Genomic DNA, 19,649 nt, shown 5'->3' with positions numbered 1-19,649 from the left:
CTCCCTGGGGCGGCTTTTTGCTGTCTGTCTCGCGGCCCGGCTTGGCTTAGCCGGTCACGCTCTCGCGCGCCGCCCTCTTCCGCGCGGCGCCCGCAGCACCCGTGGCCGCGCGCGCTTTCCCGCTTCTGGCGCGCTTCGCGCCCTCGACGCTCTGCAGATCGCCCATGAAGTTATCGCGCCACACCGACACGTTGTTCTCGCGCAGTTGCGCCATCATGTCGCGATAGCGCCCCTGGCGCTCGGCGAGCGGCATGTCGAGCGCCCGCGCGAGCGCTTCGGCCATGCCGTCGATATCGACCGGATTGACGATCAGCGCGCCGTCGAGCTCCTGCGCCGCGCCCGCGAAGCGCGACAGCACCAGCACGCCGGGATTCTCCGGATCCTGCGCCGACACGTATTCCTTCGCAACGAGGTTCATGCCGTCGCGCAACGGCGTCACGTAGCCGACGTGCGCGGTACGGAACAGCGCCGCCAGCACCGAGCGCTCGTACTGCTTGTGGATGTATAGGATCGGCGTCCAGTCCAGCTCGGCGAAACGTCCGTTGATCCGTCCCGACTCGCCTTCGAGCTGTAGCCGGATGTCTTGATACGCGTGCAGGTCGGCGCGCGTCGGCGGGGCGATCTGCAGGAACGACACCTTGTTGCGCTGCGCGGCCGTATGCTCGAGCAGGCGCTCGAACGCACGGAACCGCTCGACCAGCCCCTTCGAATAATCGAGCCGGTCGACGCTCATGATCAGCTTGCGCGAATGCAGGGTCGCCTTCATCGTGCGCACCGGCTTGCCGCGTTCGCCCGCCTTCGCGAGGTCGGCGATCTCGTCCGGATAGACGCCGATCGGATACGCAGAGGCGCGCAACGTGCGGCCGAACGCATGCACACTCAGCGGTCCTTTCGCCGACGCGTCGATCGAGCCGCCCCCCTCGTTGATCACGTAGTCGCAGAACGCGCGCAGATCGGGACCGGTCTGGAAGCCGAGCAGGTCGAACGAACACAGCGCCTCGACGAGCTCGCGATGCGGCGGCACCGTCAGCAGCACCTGCGCGGCCGGAAACGGAATGTGCAGAAAAAACCCGATGCGGTTCTTCACGCCTGCCGAGCGCAGCGCCTGAGCGAACGGAATCAGGTGATAGTCGTGCACCCAGATCACGTCGTCTTCGCGCAGGAGCGGCACGAGTTGCTGCGCGAGCCACGCGTTGACGCGGCAGTAGCCTTCGAAGTCGTGCCGGTCGTAATGCAGCAGGTCGGATCGATAGTGGAACGCGGGCCACAGCGTCGCGTTCGAGAAACCACGGTAGTACTGGTCGTAATCGCGCCGCATCAGCGGGACGGTCGCGAAGGTCACCGGACCCCGCTCCTCGAGCTTGATCTGCGGCTGGCCGGAGGACAGCACGTCGCCGCTCCAGCCGAACCACATGCCGCCGGTCTCCTTCAGCGCGTCGTACACGCCGACCGCCAGACCGCCCGCCGCCGGACCGCCCTCCGAAATAGGCGCCACCCGGTTCGAAACAATGATCAGTCGGCTCATGAAGCGCGATTCCCGATGCAGTATGTTGTTTTCGTTGAACGGGGCCGCCGGCGTCATGCGCCGCGCGCCGCCGCGACGATGGTTTCGAGCCAGTCGAGCAGTGACGACACCGATTCGACGCGCGTGCGCGCCATCGTTTCGCCCGCGCCGACCTTGATCGACAGACCGCCGCGCTCGTTGACGACCGCGAAGCCCTTCTCGTCGGTCAGATCGTCGCCGGCGAATATCGGCGTGCGGCCGGTGAACGGCAGCTCGTCGAGGAACGCGCGCGTCGCGCGGCCCTTGTCGACGTCCTTCGGCTTGATCTCGTAGACCATCTTGCCGGGCTGCAGCACGTAAGAAGCGGGGTAATCGGCGACGAGCCGCTCGGTCGCCTCGCGCGCGACCGGCTCGCGGTCCGGCGCGTTGCGGTAGTGCAGCGCGAGCGCCGCGCCCTTGATCTCGAGCAGCATGCCCGGATGTTCGTTGACGACCTGCGCGAGCACCTGCTCCATGCGCAACAGGCGCTCGTCGTGAAAGCCGATGCGCTGCGTGTCGCCATTCGCATCGCGCCGCTCGGCGCCGTGCAGACCCGCGACCGGCAGATCGGGCATGCCGAGAAAACTGTCGATGCTGTCGATGCCGCGCCCCGACACCACCGCGACCGCGCCATTCGTCAGACTGCGCAGTTCGCGCAGCAGGTCGATCACGCGCGGCTGCACCAGCACGCCGTCCGGTGTGGGGGCGAGTTCGACGAGCGTGCCATCGAAGTCGAAGAAAAATGCCGTCTCGCTCGGAGACAGAACAGCCGGAAGTGCTTGCATCGCCTGGGTTCGCCTTTCAGCCATCTATGGCCGGAAAAGTGTGCGCATCTTACCGCGCATCCGTCAATTTTTCGAGAAAGTAAGCTGGGACTCAAGCCCGATGGGCGATCTATCCATCCGCTTCTGTCGATTGCGTTCAAAAGCGCAACGATCGGGCTTCAACCGGCTTTCAGCAAGCTGCGTCAAATTGACTCGCAAATCGTGCGCCCGGCGCGCTGCGCGACGCTGGCGCCAATTTTGCGCTACAGTCGCTGCCACGCGGACCGTCGGTGTGATGGACATCGTTGCATGCTCTCAATCAATCGCGTGTCGCGCGCGAATCTTGCGCGGCATGATCGGGCGGCGGTGCGGCCCCCTGCTCCATCGGTTCGCGTTGCCTGCTCTTCAATCGAGTCATTGAACCCTGCTTTGTTCCCGATCCTGCCACCCCAGCGCCAGCGGCCGAACCTGTCCGGCTCACGACCCAAGCGACTCACGCACCGCTTGATGCACGGGTTGGCACGCCGGCTTGCGGCGGCAACTGCGCTGGGCACGCTGGTCGCGCTCGCCGCGCTGACCGGTTGCACACAGCGCGCCGAGCCGTGGCAGTTGACCAACGTGACCGGCCACCTGCCGGATCTGGACTTCACCTTGACCGACGACACCGGCCGTCCCGTCAACGCCGCGTCGTTCAGGGGCCGCACGTCGCTGGTTTACTTCGGCTACACGCATTGCCCGGACGTCTGTCCCGAAACGATGGGCCGTCTGATGCAGGTGCTCGGCAAGCTCGGTCCCGATGCGCAGAAAGCGCGCATTCTGTTCATCACCGTCGATCCCGCGCGCGACACGCCGCGGGCCTTGCACGACTATGTCGGCGCGTTCGACGCACAGCACGCCGAAGCGCTGAGCGGCACCGACTGGCAGATCGAGTCGCTGGCCAAGCGCTATCGTGTCGCTTATCAGATGGAAAAGCGCGACCCGAACGGCAACTACGAGGTCACGCACAGCTCCGCCGTCTATGTGTTCGACAGCCGGGGCCGCGCGCGCCTGCTCGCCACCGATCACGACACGCCCGATGCGATCGCGCAGGACCTGCGCCGCATCATCGATGACCAATCCTGATTCTTCTTTGATCCCACTCCATTCCATCATGACGATCAAGCTCAAACCAATCGCTTCCCTCGCCTGCGCGCTCGCGCTGTCACTCGGCGCCGCGTCGGCCGCGCAAGCGGCCGATGCTCACGCGATCAGCATCAAGGACGCGTGGGTGCGCTGGCTGCCGAACAACCTGCCCGCGGCCGGCTATGCGACGCTCGTCAACGCGAGCGACAAGCCGATCGCCCTCGTCGATGTATCGAGCGACGACTACGGCGATGCGATGCTGCATCAAACCGTATCGAACGGTTCGACGCAGAAGATGGTGATGGTCGACAAGCTGACGGTGCCCGCGCATGGCCAGGTCGCGATCGCGCCGGGCGGCTATCACGTGATGCTCGAGGACGCGAAGCACAAGGTCGCGCCGGGCGACACCGTGCGTCTGACGCTGAAGTTCTCCGACGGCGAAACAGTGAGCGCGCCGTTCGCGGTCAAGTCGCCGGGCCAGACCAGGTAAGCGGCACGACGGGCCGCCGCCACCGCACGCGCCATCGCCATGAACCTGCTCTACTGGCTCGATCCCTGGGAGTTTTCGCCGACCGTCGTGATCGCGTTGCTGATCCCCGCGATCCTGTTCGTGCGCGGCGCGCGCAAGGCGCGGCTGTCGTTCGCGCGGCGTCTGTCATTCTGGCTCGGACTGGTCGCGCTGTATGTCGTGCTGCATACGCGGCTCGATTATTTCTTCGAGCATGAATTCTTCATGCATCGCTTGCAGCATCTGGTGCTGCATCATCTCGGGCCGTTCTTCATTGCGCTGTCGTATCCGGGCGCGGCGTTGCGCGCGGGAATTCCGTTGCGCTGGCGACAGCGCTTCGTGCGGCCCGCGCTGCAAACACCGCTCGTGCGCACGGCGCTCGACGTCGTCATGCACCCGGTCGTCGCGCTCACGCTATTCGTCGGGCTGATCTATTTCTGGCTGCTGTCGCCGATCCATTTCGTCGCGATGCTCGACTGGCGGCTCTATCGCGTAATGAACTGGAGCATGGCGATCGACGGCCTGCTGTTCTGGTGGCTCGTACTCGATCCGCGTCCGGCGCCGCCCGCGCGTCTGTCTCCGGGCAAGCGCGTGCTCGTCGTGATCGCGGCGATTCCGCCGCAGATCGTTCTCGGCGCATTCATCTTTTTTACGACGCACGAGTTGTATCCGATCTACTCGATCTGCGGCCGGGCGTTCACGTGGCTGAGCCCGATGCGCGATCAGCAGATCGGCGGACTCCTGCTATGGATTCCGGGTTCGATGATGAGCGTGGTCGGCGCGCTGATCGCGCTGCGTCACTGGATGCGGCTGTCGTCTCGCGGACGCCTGCGCGCCGAGCGGCATGCAAAAGCGGCGCGCGGGCTCACGCATGCGGCGTCGACGACCACGAACGTGCCCCGCTGACCCGTTCGCGTTCACAGCGCGCGCATCCACACATGCGGGATGCCGTCTTCGTCGTGAACCTCCGAGACCGGCTCGAAGCCGAACGCACCGTAAAAGCCTTGCAGATGCGCCTGCGCGTGCAGACGGATCGGCGTATCGGGCCACTGCGCACGGATTTGCACGAGCGAGCGTTCGAGCATCGCATTGCCGAGACCGATGCCGCGAAACGGCGCGGTCGTCAACACCCGGCCGATGCGCGCATCGGCATCCGCCGCATCGGGCAACAACACGCGCAGATAGCCGGCCAACGGCGGCCGCGCCGCACCGTCGCCGGTGCCATACGCAAGCAGATGCCAGGCTTCGACGTCGAGCCCATCGATATCGCCATACACGCAGTTCTGTTCGACGACGAACACCGCGCTGCGGGCGGCCAGCATCTCATAGACTTCGACGCTCGTGAGGTTCCCGAACGGCTTCCAGCGCCATTCGAGCTGGGCGAGCCGCGCGGCGGCGGTGTGTTGCGGTTCAGTCATCGGTAGCTTTCAGGGTCAATGCGCGACAGCGCGGGCAACGATCCGCAATTATGCCGCGCGCCTCGTCATCGAGCATGCGCAGGCCTGGCATCCGGGCGGTCGACACGGCTGTATTCAGTCGCGAAAGCCGCGCACGCGTTCAGAACACCGCTTGCACGGGTCGCGCGAGACAGTCGGGGAGATTGCCGGGGCCGCATAGATGCAGCGCGCCGACGACCACCAGCGTGCGCTCGCGAACGTCCAGCAACTCGCTCAGCCGCGCGGCCCACGCGCGATTGCGCACGTCGAGAATCGCCTGACGGATGCCGGCCAGATTGAACATCGGCGCTTCGACGGCGATTTGCTGTATCGCGTGCAGATCGCCCTCCAGCCACGCCGCGTGCATCCGTTCGAGCGTGCGCTGCGGTTCGCCGCGGTCGGCCATCAGCATGTCGAGCGCCGCGGCAATGGCTTCGAGCGGAATCGATTCGAGCGCGACTGCGACGTCCCGCGCGGACTCGAGATAGCGATACGGCTTCGCCTGCGCGAGCGCCGAGCGCAACATGCGCGGCTCGACACCCTCGACGACCTGCTGCAGCAGCGTCGGCGCGACGATCAGCGCGGCCCACGGACGCAGTGTTTCAAGCGGCGCGAGCAGGCCATCGGTCGGCCACAGCGCCTGCAGTTGCGTCCAGGCTTCGTCGCGCATCCGGGGCCGCAGTTGCGCGGCGTCGGGGTGTGCGTCGGCTTTGAGAAACGGCAGGATCGTTGCTGGGTCGGACTCGAATACGAGCGCGTCGGCCCAGTCATAGGCTTCGGCGACCCATGGCGGCGTTCGACGGTTCGTCGCGGGAAACAGATGCATCGAGCCGAGCAGGCGGACCTGAGTGCCGGTGAGTTGGAAATACATGCGGCTTCAATGAAAACGGGCGATGACAGTGGTGCGATTCTATCGCCCGGCCTGGATGAGGCGCGCCGGCGTGCGTTGCCCTTCCCGTGCGCGCGCCGGACACGCCGTTGAGCGGAATGCGCTGCCCCAATGAATGCGCGAACGCATCAAACGCCTGAACCCGATTATTGCCCGCTCTTTTTAAACGACTCGAGTTCGGTCGTATAGCGCTCGTTTCTCACGCCATTGCTGCCGTAATACTCTTCCACCGATTTCACCCAACGGCCGACTTCCGGCACATACCAAAACGCTTTTATACGTGCGTCCCGTCGCCTGAACAGGACCGAGTTTCTGCGCATGCGTGATCATCGCGGTGTCGCCGTGCTCGACCTGGGTGGCTTGCGTGACCGTCTGCCGCGGCTCGAGTTGCGCGACCCAGTCGCCTTCGGCTTCGATCTTGATCGCCTGGAATTTGCCGGCGGGCACTTCGACGGTTTCCGTTCCGACCACCCGATACTGCGAGTTCCACTTCTGCGAAGCGAATACCCGGTTCGGATGCTGCCCGGCGTATTCGACCGTCCAGCTCTTACCCGGCGACAACGGAAACGCGAACGGCCGGTTCACGACTGTATCGGTGCCGTTCACGCTGCGCTCGCGGCTCCGGTCCGCTCCGGCGATCACTTCGCGTGGCGCCTGCGTCGAACCCGAGATCTTCGATTCGAAATAGATGTGCGATGGCGTCGCCCGCAGCACCGTCACCTGCTCGTGCGTCTGGTTCCAGCCCGATGGCCCTCTCTCGCTGGTCGATGTATATGTCCGGCGGTACGCCGCAAGAGAACTACTGCTTCCTGAACACCGCTGCCGTGCAGTCGATTAAATCCGCGCTCAATTTCTGATCGATTCGGAGGAACGTCTGCGGCACGCAGTCGGATCGACCGCTCCGCTCACCTTGATGACGACGATCGACAAGGCTGGCGAAGAGAGGAACAGAAAAACGAAAAGCCCCGACAAGTCGGGGCTTTCGCTTTACATCAAAGACTGGAGGCGCGAGCCGGAGTCGAACCGGCCTAAACGGCTTTGCAGGCCGCTGCATAACCGCTTTGCTATCGCGCCACAAGCGGACTGGAACCTGGACACGGGTTCGCAGATTTATCTGGTGATAACCAGAAGAACCGAAGCTCTGGAAGTTCAGAACGAGCGGCCTTCCAAACAAAAAGGGAAGCGCTGCTTCCCCTGATGTATGGAGCGGGAGACGAGGCTCGAACTCGCGACCTCAACCTTGGCAAGGTTGCGCTCTACCAACTGAGCTACTCCCGCATTGAACTGCTTCACCGCGCTGCCTTTTTTACTTCGCCAAACAACGCGATGCTTCGAATACTGGAGCGGGAAACGAGGCTCGAACTCGCGACCTCAACCTTGGCAAGGTTGCGCTCTACCAACTGAGCTATTCCCGCGTTGTGCTGCATTTACCGCTAGTGCTTTACTGCGTCTCCGGTGTTTCACGTTGCGTGCATCGGAGAAACGAGATTATGGAGAATCGACTGAAACGTGTCAACCCCTTTGCCCGTCTGTGTTAAAGAAAATATTTCTCTCGTAGTAGTGCGGGGTTCGAACACACTTTTGCGCCCCCCGTGCTCTTCTATTCACACCGTCACGCAATGCCGCCGCGCTCGCGAATCTGCGGCCACGCGAGCTTCATGTAGTACAGCATCGACCAGATCGTCAGGAACGCAGCCAGATAGATCAGCCACAGGCCCCACACGCGCGTGTCGACCGTCACGCCGCCACCGAGCGGCAGCGGGCCATAGAACAGCAGCATCGGAATCGCGACCATCTGGCAAGCGGTCTTGAACTTGCCGAGCGAGTTCACCGCGACGCTCTTCGACGCACCGATCTGCGCCATCCATTCGCGCAGGGCCGAGATCGCGATTTCACGTCCGACGATCACGAGCGCGATCGCGGAATCGATCCGCGTGAGTTGCACGAGCACGAGCAGCGCCGCGGTCACCATCAGCTTGTCGGCGACCGGATCGAGAAACGCGCCGAATGCCGAGGTCTGATTCCATTTGCGGGCCAGAAAGCCGTCGAACCAGTCGGTGAGCGCCGCCAGGATGAAGATCGTCGCGGCCGCGAGATTGCGGTGCGCGGGGCTCATCATCATGTCGGGCAAATAGAACACACCGACGACGAGCGGAATCAGCACGATCCGCAGCCAGGTCAGGAATATCGGGAAATTAAACGGCATGGGGCAGGCGCAGCGTCTGACGAGTGAGTTGCAATTGTGCCGTGTCACAGGGCCTGCCACAAGCAAGCGCGCCCAGGCATGGCCGCGCGGGGGCGGCAAGCGAGCCGCCCCCGGCGCGTGGTTCGCAGCCAGCGCATCCGCAGCGCGACGCCGCGGGTCCGACGAACCGTCGTTCCGATCACGGCGCGGCGTGGCCCGCCAATTCAATGCAGTTGCCGGTAGATCTGCTCGGCGAGCGCCTGCGAAATGCCTTCGACGCTCGCGAGATCCTCGACGCTCGCGGCCACCACGCCGCGCAAGCCGCCAAAGCGCGCCAGCAGGCGCTGACGCCGCTTCGCCCCTACGCCTTCGAGTTCTTCGAGCCGCGAGGTCTGGCGCGTCTTGCCGCGTTTGGCGCGCATGCCAGTGATCGCGAAACGATGCGCTTCGTCGCGGATCTGCGCAACCAGCATCAGCGCGGCGCTTTCCTTGCCGAGTTCGAGCGGCGTGCGGCCGTCAGCGAAAATCAGCGTCTCGAGACCGACCTTGCGCCCCTCGCCCTTCGCGACGCCGACGAGCATGCCAGTATCGAGCCCCAACTCCGTGAACACCTGCCGCGCGATCTCCACCTGCCCCTTGCCGCCGTCGATCAGCACGATGGTCGGCAGCACGCCGCCGGCCGCGGCCGGCTCGGCGGCATCGGCGGCGAGCGCGGGATCGGCGGCCGCGTCACTTTGCGATTCGGCGGCTTCGTCGCTCGCATTCGCGGCGGCCTGCGCGACCATCTTTTCATAGCGGCGCGTGAGCACCTGGCGCATCGCCGCGTAATCGTCACCGGGCGTGATGCCGGCGATGTTGTAGCGGCGATACTCGGACGACTGCATCTTGTGGTGGTGAAAGACGACGCAGGACGCCTGCGTCGCCTCGCCCATCGTGTGACTGATGTCGAAGCATTCGATGCGCAGATGCGCGAGGTCGTCGCACTCCATGCCGAGCGTGTCGGTCAACGCGCGCGTGCGCGCCTGCTGCGAGCCCTGCTCGGAGAGCAGGCGCGCGAGCGCGAGCCGCGCGTTCTGCTCGGCCATCGCGAGCCACGCGCGCCGCTGTCCTTGCGGTTGACGCAGTACGGTCACCTTGTGGCCCGCCTGCTCGATCAGCACGTCGACGAGTTCGCGCGCCGGCGCGTGGCTGACCACCAGCACCGGCGGCACGCGATTGCCGAGGTAATGCTGCGCGATGAACGCTTCGAGCACTTCGGATTCGATGCCGCCTGCCGCGCGGCTTTTGCGGCGCTTCGCCGCGGGGCCGGACTCTGCGTTCCCGTCGGTGCCTTCGTCCGCGCCTTCGTCGCTGACGGCGTCCGGGGTCGCTTCGGCAACCTCGTCGATCGCGTCTTCTTCACTACCATCGGCGTCCTCGTCTTCCGACGGCATGTCCTGAGCGATCGCGAGCGCATCGGCCGAGGCGCTCGCCGCCGCGGCCGATGGCGCGACCGCTCGCGCATCCGCCGATGCATCGTCCTGATCGCCGTCTTCTTCGAGCCCGCCTTCCTCCGCCGTCAACGCGCTCTCCACGTGCGTGGGAAAGTACGCCTTGTCGCCGAGATGTCGTCCGCCGCGCACCATTGCGAGATTCACGCACACGCGGCCGCCCAGCGCGACTACCGCGAGAATGTCGACGTCGCTGTCGCTGCCGACTTCGATTGCCTGCTGATGCAGCACCGTCGACAGCGAACTCATCTGGTTGCGCACCGCCGCGGCCTGCTCGAACTTCAGCTCGCTCGCGAACGCATGCATCTTCTGCTCGAGCTCCTTCATCACCTCGCCCTGACGGCCGAGCAGAAAGCGCGACGCGTTGGCGACGTCGCGCGCGTAATCCTCCTCGCTGATGTTCGCGACGCACGGCGCCGTGCAACGGCCGATCTGATGCAGCAGACACGGCCGCGTGCGGTTGTTGAACACCGAGTCTTCGCAGGTGCGCAGCTGGAACACGCGCTGCAGGATCTGGATGCTCTCGCGCACCGCCCAGGCGCTCGGGAACGGGCCGAAGTACTGGTTCTTGCGATCGACCGAGCCGCGGTAATAGGCCATGCGCGGAAACTTGTGGCCGGTCAGCTTCAGATAGGGATACGACTTGTCGTCGCGAAACAGGATGTTGTAACGCGGCGTGAGCGCCTTGATCAGATTGTTTTCGAGCAGCAGCGCCTCGGCCTCGGAACGCGTGACCGTGGTCTCGATGCGCGCGATGCGCGTGACCATCATCGCGATACGCGGCGACAGCTGCGTCTTCGTGAAGTAGCTCGATACGCGCTTCTTCAGATCGCGCGCCTTGCCGACGTAAAGCACCGCGCCACTCGTGTCGTAATAGCGGTAGACGCCGGGCAGATGCGGCAGTTGGGCGAGCACTGTTTTCGGCTCGAAGGTGTCGGGGGCGTCGCTGGCTTCGGGTTCGGTCATGCGGGATCGATTGGGGTGGGACTGTCTCGCGCTGCCTCGCCGCTTGCACCGCTCGCACCGATTGCACCGATTGCACTGATTGCGCCGCCGGGTGCCCGGCATCGTGCGCCGGGGGTCATGTCGCCTGTCGCCGATGCGGCCCGCATGGCGGACAAAGGGCGCGCGCGATCGCGAGCGAGGCTTTAGAATCGCCAGTTTAGAACATTCCGCGTTCGTTCGAACCCGCTCCGTTCGCCGGAGTCACCGAGCCAGCCGAGCTGCCATGTCCTCCGTCGCGCCCGATTCCGGATCACCCGCCGCCCCTGCCAACCCGATCGCCTGCGATATCTTCTGCGCGGTGATCGACAACTTCGGCGACATCGGCGTGTGCTGGCGCCTTGCGCGCCAACTCGCGCGCGAGCACGACTGGCAGGTGCGCGTGTTCGTCGACGATCTGCATGCGTTCAGGAGGCTGTGCCCGTCGCTCGAGCTTGAGCGTGCGCGGCAGACGCTCGACGGCATCGTCGTCGAGCATTGGCACGAGCCGTCCCATGTTGGCGATACGCTCGAAGTCGCCGACGTCGTGATCGAGGCGTTCGGCTGCGAACTGCCGCCCGTCTATATCACGGCGATGGCAGAGCGAACGAGCGTGCCGCTCTGGTTCAACCTCGAATATCTGAGCGCCGAGGACTGGATCGCCGATTTTCATCTGCGGCCGTCGCCGCATCCGCGCTACGCACTCAGCAAGACCTTCTTTTTCCCCGGACTCGGCCCCCGCACCGGTGGCGTCCTGAAGGAGCGCGATCTCGACGCGGCGCGCGCCGCGTTCGAAGCATCGCCCGCCGCGCGCACCGACTGGTGGCGCAACGTCACGGGCCACGCGCCGCCGCCCGCCGACGCGACGGTCGTGTCGCTGTTCGCCTACGAAAACCCGGCCATCGACAGCCTGCTCGAACAATGGCGCGACAACGCAAGCCCGATCGTGCTGCTGGTGCCCGAAGGACGCATTTCCGGCGCGCTGGCGCGCTTTTTCGGTCTACCGTCGTTTGCAGCGGGCACCCATGCGACGCTCGGCAACCTCAGCGCGCACGCGCTCGCGTTCACCGAACAGCCTGGCTACGACGCACTGCTCTGGGCGAGCGACGTCAATTTCGTACGCGGCGAGGACTCGTTCGTGCGCGCGCAGTGGGCCGCCAAGCCGTTCGTCTGGCACATCTACCCGCAGGCCGACGACGCCCATCTGCCAAAGCTCGACGCCGCACTCGCGCACTACACCCGCACGCTCCCAGCTGACGCGCGCGCCGCGCTCGAGCGCTTCTGGCACGCGTGGAACGGCGCTGGTCAGCCGGACTGGGCGGAATTCCAGCGCCACTATCCGGCCCTGAAACGGCGCGCCGCTGGCTGGGCGGTCGAACTCGCGCAAGTCGGCGATCTCGCCGGAAATCTGACCTCGTTCGCAAAAACTCAGTTAAAATAAGCGGTTATCCAACGGCCGACGACGCAAGCGCGGCCCGATTAGACCAACTATCCCATGGTCAGCCCGTCTGACCGGTCCCCTCGAAAAACACAGCACGCGTCCCAATCTTCCGGTCGGGCACGCGAATGTCAAAAAAGGGACGTATGTTTGGGCGTGTTGCAGATCGGCGCCACTCGTGTACACGCCCGAACAGGGTAAAAATCAGGTAACGGACAGGCGGAACGCCGAGGCATCACGCCCCCGGGTTTTCGCCGCGAGCCGGTCCCGTTTCACGCATCCGGGCTGCGCGGCCGCTTCCCGCGGCGCGCGGCAGGCGGTGGGCGAAACGCCGAAGCCGCTTGCGCCGTATGCCGTTGAGCAACAGTTAAGCTATTTATCTCGTACAGGACAGTTTTATGAAGACCGCACAGGAACTCCGCACCGGCAACGTCGTGATGATCGGCGCAGACGCAATGGTCGTGCAAAAGGCCGAATACAACAAATCGGGCCGTAACTCCGCCGTCGTCAAGATGAAGTTCAAGAACCTGCTGACCGGCGCAGGCATGGAAGCCGTGTACAAGGCGGACGACAAGTTCGACGTCGTCGTGCTCGAGCGCAAGGAAGTGACGTACTCGTACTTCGCCGACCCGATGTACGTGTTCATGGACGCCGACTACAACCAGTACGAAGTCGAAGCCGAAATGATGGGCGACGCGATGCACTACCTCGAAGACGGCATGGCTTGCGAAGTCGTGTTCTACAACGAGAAGGCGATCTCGGTCGAACTGCCGACCACGCTGGTGCGCGAAATCATCTACACGGAACCGGCCGTCAAGGGCGATACGTCGTCGGGCAAGGTGCTGAAGAACGCCAAGCTGAACACCGGCTTCGAACTGCAAGTGCCGCTCTTCTGCAACATCGGCGACAAGATCGAAATCGACACGCGTACGCACGAGTACCGCAGCCGCGCCTAAGCGCCCGCCTGCGTCACCCCGCCAGCGCCGGCGCCCTGCCGGCCTGCACAAAAAGCGCTCAATTTTTGGGCGCTTTTTCTTTTCTGTCGCGCCGTGTATGGTTTAGGAAAACTTTACCGGCAAATTTCTCAAAATTACCATCGCGACATCCGGATTTCGCGTTGGGCGCGCGGCAGCCCTTGATCGATTTCGTCCACGCTCTTTGGCACGATCTCTGCTAGGTGGAGAGAGTTACGCGAGTATCGCTCATTTTCCACTCCTGGGAGAGGCACCATGAACAACGACATCGCTGAAGGTAAATGGAGACAGATGATCGGCAAGGCGAAGACCGCATGGGGCGAACTGACGGACGACGAGTTGACCAAGGCCGAAGGCCGGGCCGACAAGCTCGCTGGTCTGATTCAGGAACGCTATGGCAAAACCCGTGAACAGGCGGAACTCGAAGTGCGCCGGTTTTTCGATAGCAACCGGGATTTCTGACAGGACCAGTGAAGGAACTACAGGCGCCGGCCCGCGTGACTCAAGGCGCAGTGCCGGCGGCTGTCGTTTTTTCATCGCCCAAGGACCGTTCGTTTAGCCCTGTCATCGAGCCCCCAGAGTCCGCGGTGCGCGCCATCAGCGTTGGCGGCGCACCGGGCATTCAACCCATTCATAAAATTGCGCTCGCCATGCCACACGCCCTGATTGTTGAAGACGATCCCAATAGCCTGTCCGGTCTGTCGGCAATCCTCGCCGCCGACGGCTTTTCAGTCGACACCGCGACCACGCTCGCCGAGGCCCGCGGCGCATTGACGCGCTTCATCCCTGACGTCGTGCTCGTCGACCTGAATCTGCCGGACGGCAGCGGCCTCGATCTGTTGCAGCATCTGCCCGCGCATCCGCCGGGCGGCGCGCTTCCGGTGATCGTGATGACCGGCAATGCGACCGTCGAGAGTGCGATCGAGGGCTTGCGGCACGGTATCTGGGACTATCTGCTGAAGCCGGTCAACATTCCGCGCCTGCGCAGCCTGCTCGCGCGCATTCCGCGGCCTTATGAGCTGACCGAGGAGGTCCAGGCGCTGCGCGCGGCGCTGCGTCAGCTTGGGCGCTTCGGCTCGATGCTCGGTCGCAGCGGCGCCATTCAGCACGTGTACGACACCATCGAGCGTCTCGCGCCGACAGAAGCCGCGGTGCTGATCTCCGGCGAGGCTGGCACCGGCAAGCAGATCGCCGCGCGCACGCTGCACGACATGAGCCGCCGCCGCAAAGGCCCGTTCGTCACGTTCGATTGCCGCGGCGCGACCGCGGGCGGGCTCAATCGCTCGCTCGACAGCATGCTGTTCGGTCACGAACGCGGAGCGTTCGGCGGCGCCGAGCAGCGCGAGCCGGGCCTCTTCGAACAGGCGAGCGGCGGCACGTTGTTCATCAACGAAATGACCGAGCTGCCGCGCACGCAGCAGGAAGCGCTGTTGCGCGCGCTCGATTCGCAGACCTTCATGCGCGTGGGCGGTACCAGCCAGATCGTGACCGACTTCCGGCTCATCGCGTCGACGCGCAAGTCGCCGCGCGCGGCGGTCGCGGACGGCTCGCTGCATCAGGACCTCGCGCTGCGCCTCGAAGCCGCCGCGGTCATGCTGCCGCCGCTGCGCGAGCGTGGTGAAGATCCGCTGCTGATTGCGCAGGCAGCCGTCGACGAACTGAATGTGGAAGCGACCGCGCGCGGTACGGCCGAGGTCGCGAAGCAGGCGGCGCCGAATTTCCTGCGCGAATGCCTCGCGTACGATTGGCCGGGCAACGTGCGCGAACTGCAGGAGCGCGTGCGGCGCGCTTATCAGGCATCGGGCGACGTGATCGAGTCGTTGCGCGCCGACGAAGCCAGCACGGCGAACGGCCGCGATCTGAACGGCAGTCGCGTGCAGGTGACCGTCGGTACGCCCCTCGCGGACGTCGAAGAAATGCTGATTCGCGCGACGCTCGACGCGGTTGGCGGCACGCGGCATCGAGCGGCGTCGTTGCTGGGAATCAGCCCGAAGACGCTGTACAACAAGTTGCAGCGCATGCGCTTGAACTGAGCGATCGGATCGCGCGTGCTGCGGTTGTCAAGCAAAGCCTGACGGCGGCTCGCACCGTTCGAAGCTGATAAAAAATGGCGCCTTGAATTGCTTCAAGGCGCCATTTCCGTTTATGCAAACGTACTGCGCAGCAGCCTCTGCGCTTCGGCGTACCGTGGCTCGGCCATCAGCTTGCTCCACGTGAGCGCTTTACCGCGCGGCCGCATGCGCTTCAGCCGCCGCGGCGATTCCCTCGCCGGCGTGACGCGCAGCGCGTCGAGCACCTTCTCCGCTTCGTCCGGCTGGTTGCAGATCAGCACCATGTCGCAGCCGGCCTCCAGGGCCGCTTGCGCACCTTCGGTCAGCGTGCCGCCCTGGCGCGCGGCTTCCATCGACAGATCGTCGCTGAAGATCGCGCCTTCGAAGCCAAGCTTGCCGCGCAGGATGTCCTGCAACCAGATGCGCGAGAAGCCGGCCGGCTTCGCATCGACCCGCGGATAGACGACGTGCGCGGGCAGCACCGCGCCAAGCGACAGACCGAGCCAGTCGTACGGCGCGACGTCGTTGCCGAGGATTTCTTCGATCGGGCGTTCGTCGACGGGCATCGCGACGTGCGAATCTGCCTGCGCGAATCCGTGCCCTGGAAAATGCTTGCCGCAATTGCTCATGCCGGCGAGCGCGAGGCCGTGGTTCAAACTCTTCGCGAGCAGCGCGACCACGCGCGCATCGCGATGGAATGCGCGATCGCCGATCACCTGCGAGTGCCCATAGTCGAGGTCGAGCACCGGCGTGAAGCTCATGTCGATACCGCACGCGCGCAGTTCCGCGGCGAGGATATAGCCGACCGCGGTCGTCACCTTGGTCGCGTGCAGCACGTCCTGGTCCCACAGTGCGCCGAGCTTACCCATCGACGGCAGCACCGTGAAGCCGTCGGTGCGAAAGCGCTGCACGCGGCCGCCTTCGTGATCGACGGCGATCAGCAGATCCGGGCGAATCGCGCGGATGGCATCGGTCAGCCCGACCAGTTGCGCGCGGCTCTCGTAGTGGCGCGCGAACAGGATCACGCCGCCGGTCATCGGGTGAGCGAGACGCCTTTTGTCATCGCGGTTCAGCGTTTTGCCGACCACGTCGAGCATCACCGGTCCGGGTGTGGTTTTCATCGAATTCCGCTGGAAAACTGTGAGACAACACAAACGCGACCGCCAGCGGCCGCGCTCAACCTTTTCATTCTGTGGCGGAACGGGCGGACGAAGCCCGCGACGCCGACGCCGCCAACGAAGCTTCCGTATCGCCCGGCCGCTGCGTCTCCGCGATCACGAACGACACCGCGTAGTCGCGCTCGTCGCTGATCGTCACGCGCGCCGTGATGCCGCGCGCGTCGAGCCAGTCGGCCAGCTCGCCAGAGGCGACCACCATCGGCTCGCCGCTCGGCCGGTTCAGCGTTTGCAGCGCGCGCCAGCTCATCGGCCAGTGCATGCCGAGGCCGATTGCCTTCGAGAACGCCTCTTTCGCCGAGAAGCGCGTCGCGAGAAACGCGAGACCGCGCGCCGCCGAACGGGCGTGGCGCGCGTGGTACACGCGTAGTTCGTCGGGACCGAGCACCTTCTCCGCGAAACGGCCATTGGTGCGAGTCATCACCGCTGCTACGCGGCTGACCTGAACGATGTCGGTGCCGATTCCGTAGATTGCCATGCGTGCGTCCGTCGCCAGGTTGCGTTACGCGCGCGCGCCGAGACGCGCGGCGACCATGATCGCCTTCATCTCGCGCACCGCGTTGTCCCAGCCCGCGAAGATCGCGTGCGCGACGATCGCATGGCCGATGTTGAGTTCGACGATGCCGTCGATCGCCGCGATCTGCTGCACGTTCGTGTAGTGCAGGCCGTGGCCCGCGTTCACTTTGAGGCCGAGCGTCGCGCCGAATTCGACTGCTCGCACGATGCGCTCGTATTCGCGCTGCTGTTCCGCGGGATCATGAGCTTCCGCGTAACGGCCTGTGTGCAGCTCGATCACCGGCGCGCCGGCTTCGTACGCGGCGCGAATCTGCGTCTCCTCGGGGTCGATGAAGAGCGACACGCGCGAGCTCGCGTCCGCCAGTTGCTTGCATGCGGCGCGCACCGCCTCGAACTGTCCGGCGACGTCGAGACCGCCTTCGGTCGTCAGCTCCTCGCGCTTTTCCGGCACGAGGCAGACGTCGTGCGGTTGCACTGCGCACGCGATGTCGAGCATTTCCGGCGTGACCGCGCATTCGAGATTCATGCGCGTTTTCAGCAGCGGACGCAGCTTGCGAACATCCGCATCGATGATGTGCCGGCGGTCTTCGCGTAGATGCAGCGTGATCGCGTCGGCGCCGGCTTCTTCGGCCATCAGCGCGGCGCGGATCGGATCGGGATAGGACGTGCCACGCGCGTTGCGCAGCGTGGCGACGTGGTCGATGTTCACGCCGAGGTCGATCGCGGTCGGCGAAGTCAGGAAGAAGCTCATAGGTTCTGCAGGTCGATCAGGATCTGGCGGGTGGCAAGCGGCGCGCCGCCGAGATAGGTGTTGAGCAGGAAGCGCATCAGCGTTTTGCTTTGCGCGACGGTCTGCGCTCGATGGTAATCGTCCTTTTCCATATCGAGCAAGGTTTGTCCCGTCACTACCGGCCACTGCGCGGGCCATTCGTCCGATGCCTCGCGTACCCCGCGCTCGGGATCGAACACGTAGCGGCCGTCGGCGAGCACCGCTTTGCGTGCGACCGTGCGGTCGAGCGCCATCGCGTAACCGGTCTCGCGTAGCAGCACGCGTTCGAACGAGCGCAGCACCTGCACCGGCGGCTCATCGTGCGCGAGCCGCGTCAGCGTGACGACGTAGTGATGGAACAACTGAGGATGCGGGTCTTCGCGCGCGCAGAAACGCACCAGCAGTTCGTTGACGTAGAAACCGCACAGCAGCGCGTCGCCGGTCAGCGGCAGCATGCCGCCGACCCATTCGGCGCCGGTCAGCGTGCGCATTTCGGACTTGCCCGACCACGCGAGCGACAGCGGCTGGAACGTTTGCAGCGCGCCGCGCAGCGCGGAGTGCGGGCGCTTCGCGCCCTTTGCGACCAGCGCGAGACGGCCGTGATCGCGCGACAGCACGTCGATGATCAGGCTGGTCTCGCGATACGGATAGCTATGCAGCACGAACGCGGGCTGCTCGGTGATCCGATATTCGGATGTGGAGGTGCGCGGCACGCGGCGCGCCGGCGTTTTGCGTGGCTCGCCATCGTCGGCGGGTGCGCCTTTCGCGCTTTTTGGGCTTTTTGCGTCGGCCGACGATTTCCTCGCGCTACGCGCGGGCCGAGACGGTTCGTGCTCCGGCTGATCCGAAGCCTCGTCTGAATTGAGCGTCATCCACGCGTCATTCGTACCCATACGCACGAAGCCCGGCTTCATTGTCGGCCCAGCCGCTCTTCACCTTGACGAAGGTTTCGAGGTACACCGGCCCGTCGAACAGCTTTGCCATGTCGAGGCGAGCCTCGGTGCTGATCTGCTTCAGCTTCGCGCCCTTCTGGCCGATGATCATCGCCTTGTGCATGTCGCGATCGACGAGGATCGTCGCGAAGATACGGCGCAGCCGCCCTTCGGTTTCGAACTTCTCGATCAGCACGGTGCTCGTGTACGGCAGCTCGTCGCCGGTCCAGCGGAAGACTTTCTCGCGCAGGATTTCGGCGGCAAGGAAGCGCTCGCTGCGATCGGTCAGGTCGTCCTCGCCGTAGATCGGCTCGCCTTCCGGCAGGAACGGCTTGACGGTGGCCATCAGACGTTTGATGTCGTCCGAATTTTTCGCCGAGAGCGGCACGATCTCGTTGAACTCGCGCAGCGTGCTCATCTGCTGCATGAACGGGAACAGCGAGTCTTTATCCGACACGCGATCGAGCTTGTTCGCGATCAGCAGCGTCGGGACCTTCGCCGGGATCAGATCGAGTACCTTCTGGTCGTCAGGGCCGAAGCGGCCTGCTTCGATGACGAACAGGATCGCGTCGACCGAGGTCAGCGTCGACGTAACGGCGCGATTCAGCGAGCGGTTCAGGGCGCCGCTGTGTTTGGTCTGAAAACCGGGCGTGTCGACGAAGATGTACTGGGCGTCTTCGAGCGTATTGATGCCGGTAATGCGATGGCGCGTGGTCTGCGCCTTGCGCGACGTGATGCTGACTTTCTGGCCGACCAGCGCGTTCATCAGCGTGGACTTGCCGACATTCGGGCGGCCGACGATCGCGACCATGCCGCAGCGAAAACCAGTGGGAGTGGGAGCGTTCATATTCGGACTACGGCAGGTTCAGTCCGGCG

19 protein-coding genes and 3 tRNA genes are annotated in these 19,649 nt (G+C 64.8%); 7 read left to right on the top strand and 15 right to left on the bottom strand.

Going from position 1 to position 19,649, the window contains the following annotated elements:
- Positions 1-46 precede the first annotated feature (46 nt).
- Both otsA and otsB read right to left on the bottom strand, forming a co-directional pair.
- A complete protein-coding gene (gene otsA / locus HDG32_RS25335; RefSeq protein ID WP_184071641.1) occupies positions 47-1,525 on the bottom strand; it encodes an alpha,alpha-trehalose-phosphate synthase (UDP-forming) in 1,479 nt (492 codons plus the stop codon).
- Between the two features lie 53 nt (positions 1,526-1,578).
- Positions 1,579-2,328, bottom strand: coding sequence for a trehalose-phosphatase (otsB, locus tag HDG32_RS25330; RefSeq protein ID WP_184006249.1), 750 nt, complete (start codon positions 2,326-2,328; stop codon positions 1,579-1,581).
- Between the two features lie 486 nt (positions 2,329-2,814).
- On the opposite strand from otsB, the gene HDG32_RS25325 reads away from it, so the two are divergent.
- The 3 genes from HDG32_RS25325 to HDG32_RS25315 are packed head-to-tail and all read left to right on the top strand — an operon-like array spanning position 2,815 to position 4,843.
- Complete coding sequence (locus HDG32_RS25325) at positions 2,815-3,429, top strand: SCO family protein (RefSeq protein WP_184071639.1); 615 nt, start codon at positions 2,815-2,817, stop codon at positions 3,427-3,429.
- A gap of 28 nt (positions 3,430-3,457) precedes the next feature.
- Positions 3,458-3,919: a copper chaperone PCu(A)C gene (locus HDG32_RS25320; protein ID WP_184071637.1), complete on the top strand. Its 462-nt coding sequence runs from the start codon at positions 3,458-3,460 to the stop codon at positions 3,917-3,919.
- 39 nt (positions 3,920-3,958) lie between these two features.
- Complete coding sequence (locus HDG32_RS25315; protein WP_184071635.1) at positions 3,959-4,843, top strand: cytochrome c oxidase assembly protein; 885 nt, start codon at positions 3,959-3,961, stop codon at positions 4,841-4,843.
- A gap of 11 nt (positions 4,844-4,854) precedes the next feature.
- Here HDG32_RS25315 and HDG32_RS25310 read toward each other — a convergent pair whose 3' ends face one another.
- From HDG32_RS25310 to uvrC, 8 genes are all read right to left on the bottom strand, one after another.
- Positions 4,855-5,355 carry a GNAT family N-acetyltransferase gene (locus tag HDG32_RS25310; RefSeq protein WP_184071633.1) on the bottom strand — a complete coding sequence of 167 codons (501 nt, stop codon included), beginning with the start codon at positions 5,353-5,355 and terminating at the stop codon, positions 4,855-4,857.
- Positions 5,356-5,494: 139 nt separating this feature from the next.
- Positions 5,495-6,244 (bottom strand): TraB/GumN family protein, encoded by a 750-nt coding sequence (locus HDG32_RS25305; protein WP_184071630.1) that lies wholly within the window; start codon positions 6,242-6,244, stop codon positions 5,495-5,497.
- 180 nt (positions 6,245-6,424) lie between these two features.
- Positions 6,425-6,982 (bottom strand): hypothetical protein, encoded by a 558-nt coding sequence (locus HDG32_RS25300; protein WP_260336590.1) that lies wholly within the window; start codon positions 6,980-6,982, stop codon positions 6,425-6,427.
- A 280-nt stretch (positions 6,983-7,262) separates the two neighbouring features.
- Positions 7,263-7,336 (bottom strand) — tRNA-Cys (locus tag HDG32_RS25295).
- A gap of 128 nt (positions 7,337-7,464) precedes the next feature.
- Positions 7,465-7,540: transfer RNA gene (locus HDG32_RS25290), tRNA-Gly, on the bottom strand.
- Between the two features lie 61 nt (positions 7,541-7,601).
- A tRNA-Gly gene (locus HDG32_RS25285) sits at positions 7,602-7,677 on the bottom strand.
- A 197-nt stretch (positions 7,678-7,874) separates the two neighbouring features.
- Positions 7,875-8,468 carry a CDP-diacylglycerol--glycerol-3-phosphate 3-phosphatidyltransferase gene (pgsA, locus tag HDG32_RS25280; protein ID WP_062127799.1) on the bottom strand — a complete coding sequence of 198 codons (594 nt, stop codon included), beginning with the start codon at positions 8,466-8,468 and terminating at the stop codon, positions 7,875-7,877.
- A gap of 203 nt (positions 8,469-8,671) precedes the next feature.
- Positions 8,672-10,903, bottom strand: a complete 2,232-nt coding sequence (gene uvrC, locus HDG32_RS25275) for an excinuclease ABC subunit UvrC (protein ID WP_184071628.1) — start codon at positions 10,901-10,903, stop codon at positions 8,672-8,674.
- A gap of 262 nt (positions 10,904-11,165) precedes the next feature.
- Here uvrC and earP point away from each other — a divergent pair, with 262 nt between their 5' ends.
- The 4 genes from earP to HDG32_RS25255 all read left to right on the top strand — a co-directional run bounded on the left by earP (position 11,166) and on the right by HDG32_RS25255 (position 15,363).
- On the top strand, positions 11,166-12,359 hold the full coding sequence (gene earP, locus HDG32_RS25270) for an elongation factor P maturation arginine rhamnosyltransferase EarP (RefSeq protein ID WP_184071626.1): 1,194 nt from the start codon (positions 11,166-11,168) through the stop codon (positions 12,357-12,359).
- A 395-nt stretch (positions 12,360-12,754) separates the two neighbouring features.
- Positions 12,755-13,312: an elongation factor P gene (efp, locus tag HDG32_RS25265; protein WP_027198331.1), complete on the top strand. Its 558-nt coding sequence runs from the start codon at positions 12,755-12,757 to the stop codon at positions 13,310-13,312.
- A 273-nt stretch (positions 13,313-13,585) separates the two neighbouring features.
- Complete coding sequence (locus HDG32_RS25260; protein ID WP_090801149.1) at positions 13,586-13,792, top strand: CsbD family protein; 207 nt, start codon at positions 13,586-13,588, stop codon at positions 13,790-13,792.
- 188 nt (positions 13,793-13,980) lie between these two features.
- Complete coding sequence (locus tag HDG32_RS25255) at positions 13,981-15,363, top strand: sigma-54 dependent transcriptional regulator (protein WP_184071624.1); 1,383 nt, start codon at positions 13,981-13,983, stop codon at positions 15,361-15,363.
- Between the two features lie 110 nt (positions 15,364-15,473).
- Here HDG32_RS25255 and nagZ read toward each other — a convergent pair whose 3' ends face one another.
- The 5 genes from nagZ to era form a co-directional block, all read right to left on the bottom strand.
- Complete coding sequence (gene nagZ, locus HDG32_RS25250) at positions 15,474-16,502, bottom strand: beta-N-acetylhexosaminidase (RefSeq protein ID WP_184071622.1); 1,029 nt, start codon at positions 16,500-16,502, stop codon at positions 15,474-15,476.
- Between the two features lie 64 nt (positions 16,503-16,566).
- Positions 16,567-17,034 (bottom strand): holo-ACP synthase, encoded by a 468-nt coding sequence (acpS, locus tag HDG32_RS25245; protein ID WP_184071620.1) that lies wholly within the window; start codon positions 17,032-17,034, stop codon positions 16,567-16,569.
- Positions 17,035-17,058: 24 nt separating this feature from the next.
- The gene (pdxJ, locus tag HDG32_RS25240; protein WP_184071618.1) at positions 17,059-17,823 is read right to left on the bottom strand and encodes a pyridoxine 5'-phosphate synthase; all 765 of its coding nucleotides are present in this window, start codon (positions 17,821-17,823) and stop codon (positions 17,059-17,061) included.
- The gene (gene recO, locus HDG32_RS25235) at positions 17,820-18,734 is read right to left on the bottom strand and encodes a DNA repair protein RecO (protein WP_184071616.1); all 915 of its coding nucleotides are present in this window, start codon (positions 18,732-18,734) and stop codon (positions 17,820-17,822) included. Before recO ends, pdxJ begins: the two co-directional genes overlap by 4 nt.
- Positions 18,721-19,620, bottom strand: coding sequence for a GTPase Era (gene era / locus HDG32_RS25230; protein WP_026225953.1), 900 nt, complete (start codon positions 19,618-19,620; stop codon positions 18,721-18,723). The genes recO and era overlap by 14 nt, the downstream gene beginning before the upstream one ends.
- Positions 19,621-19,649 lie beyond the last annotated feature (29 nt).

The organism is Paraburkholderia sp. CI2, assembly GCF_014201055.1.
In the GTDB taxonomy this organism is placed as follows: domain Bacteria; phylum Pseudomonadota; class Gammaproteobacteria; order Burkholderiales; family Burkholderiaceae; genus Paraburkholderia; species Paraburkholderia tuberum.
This window is presented reverse-complemented; position numbering and strand designations above follow the sequence as displayed.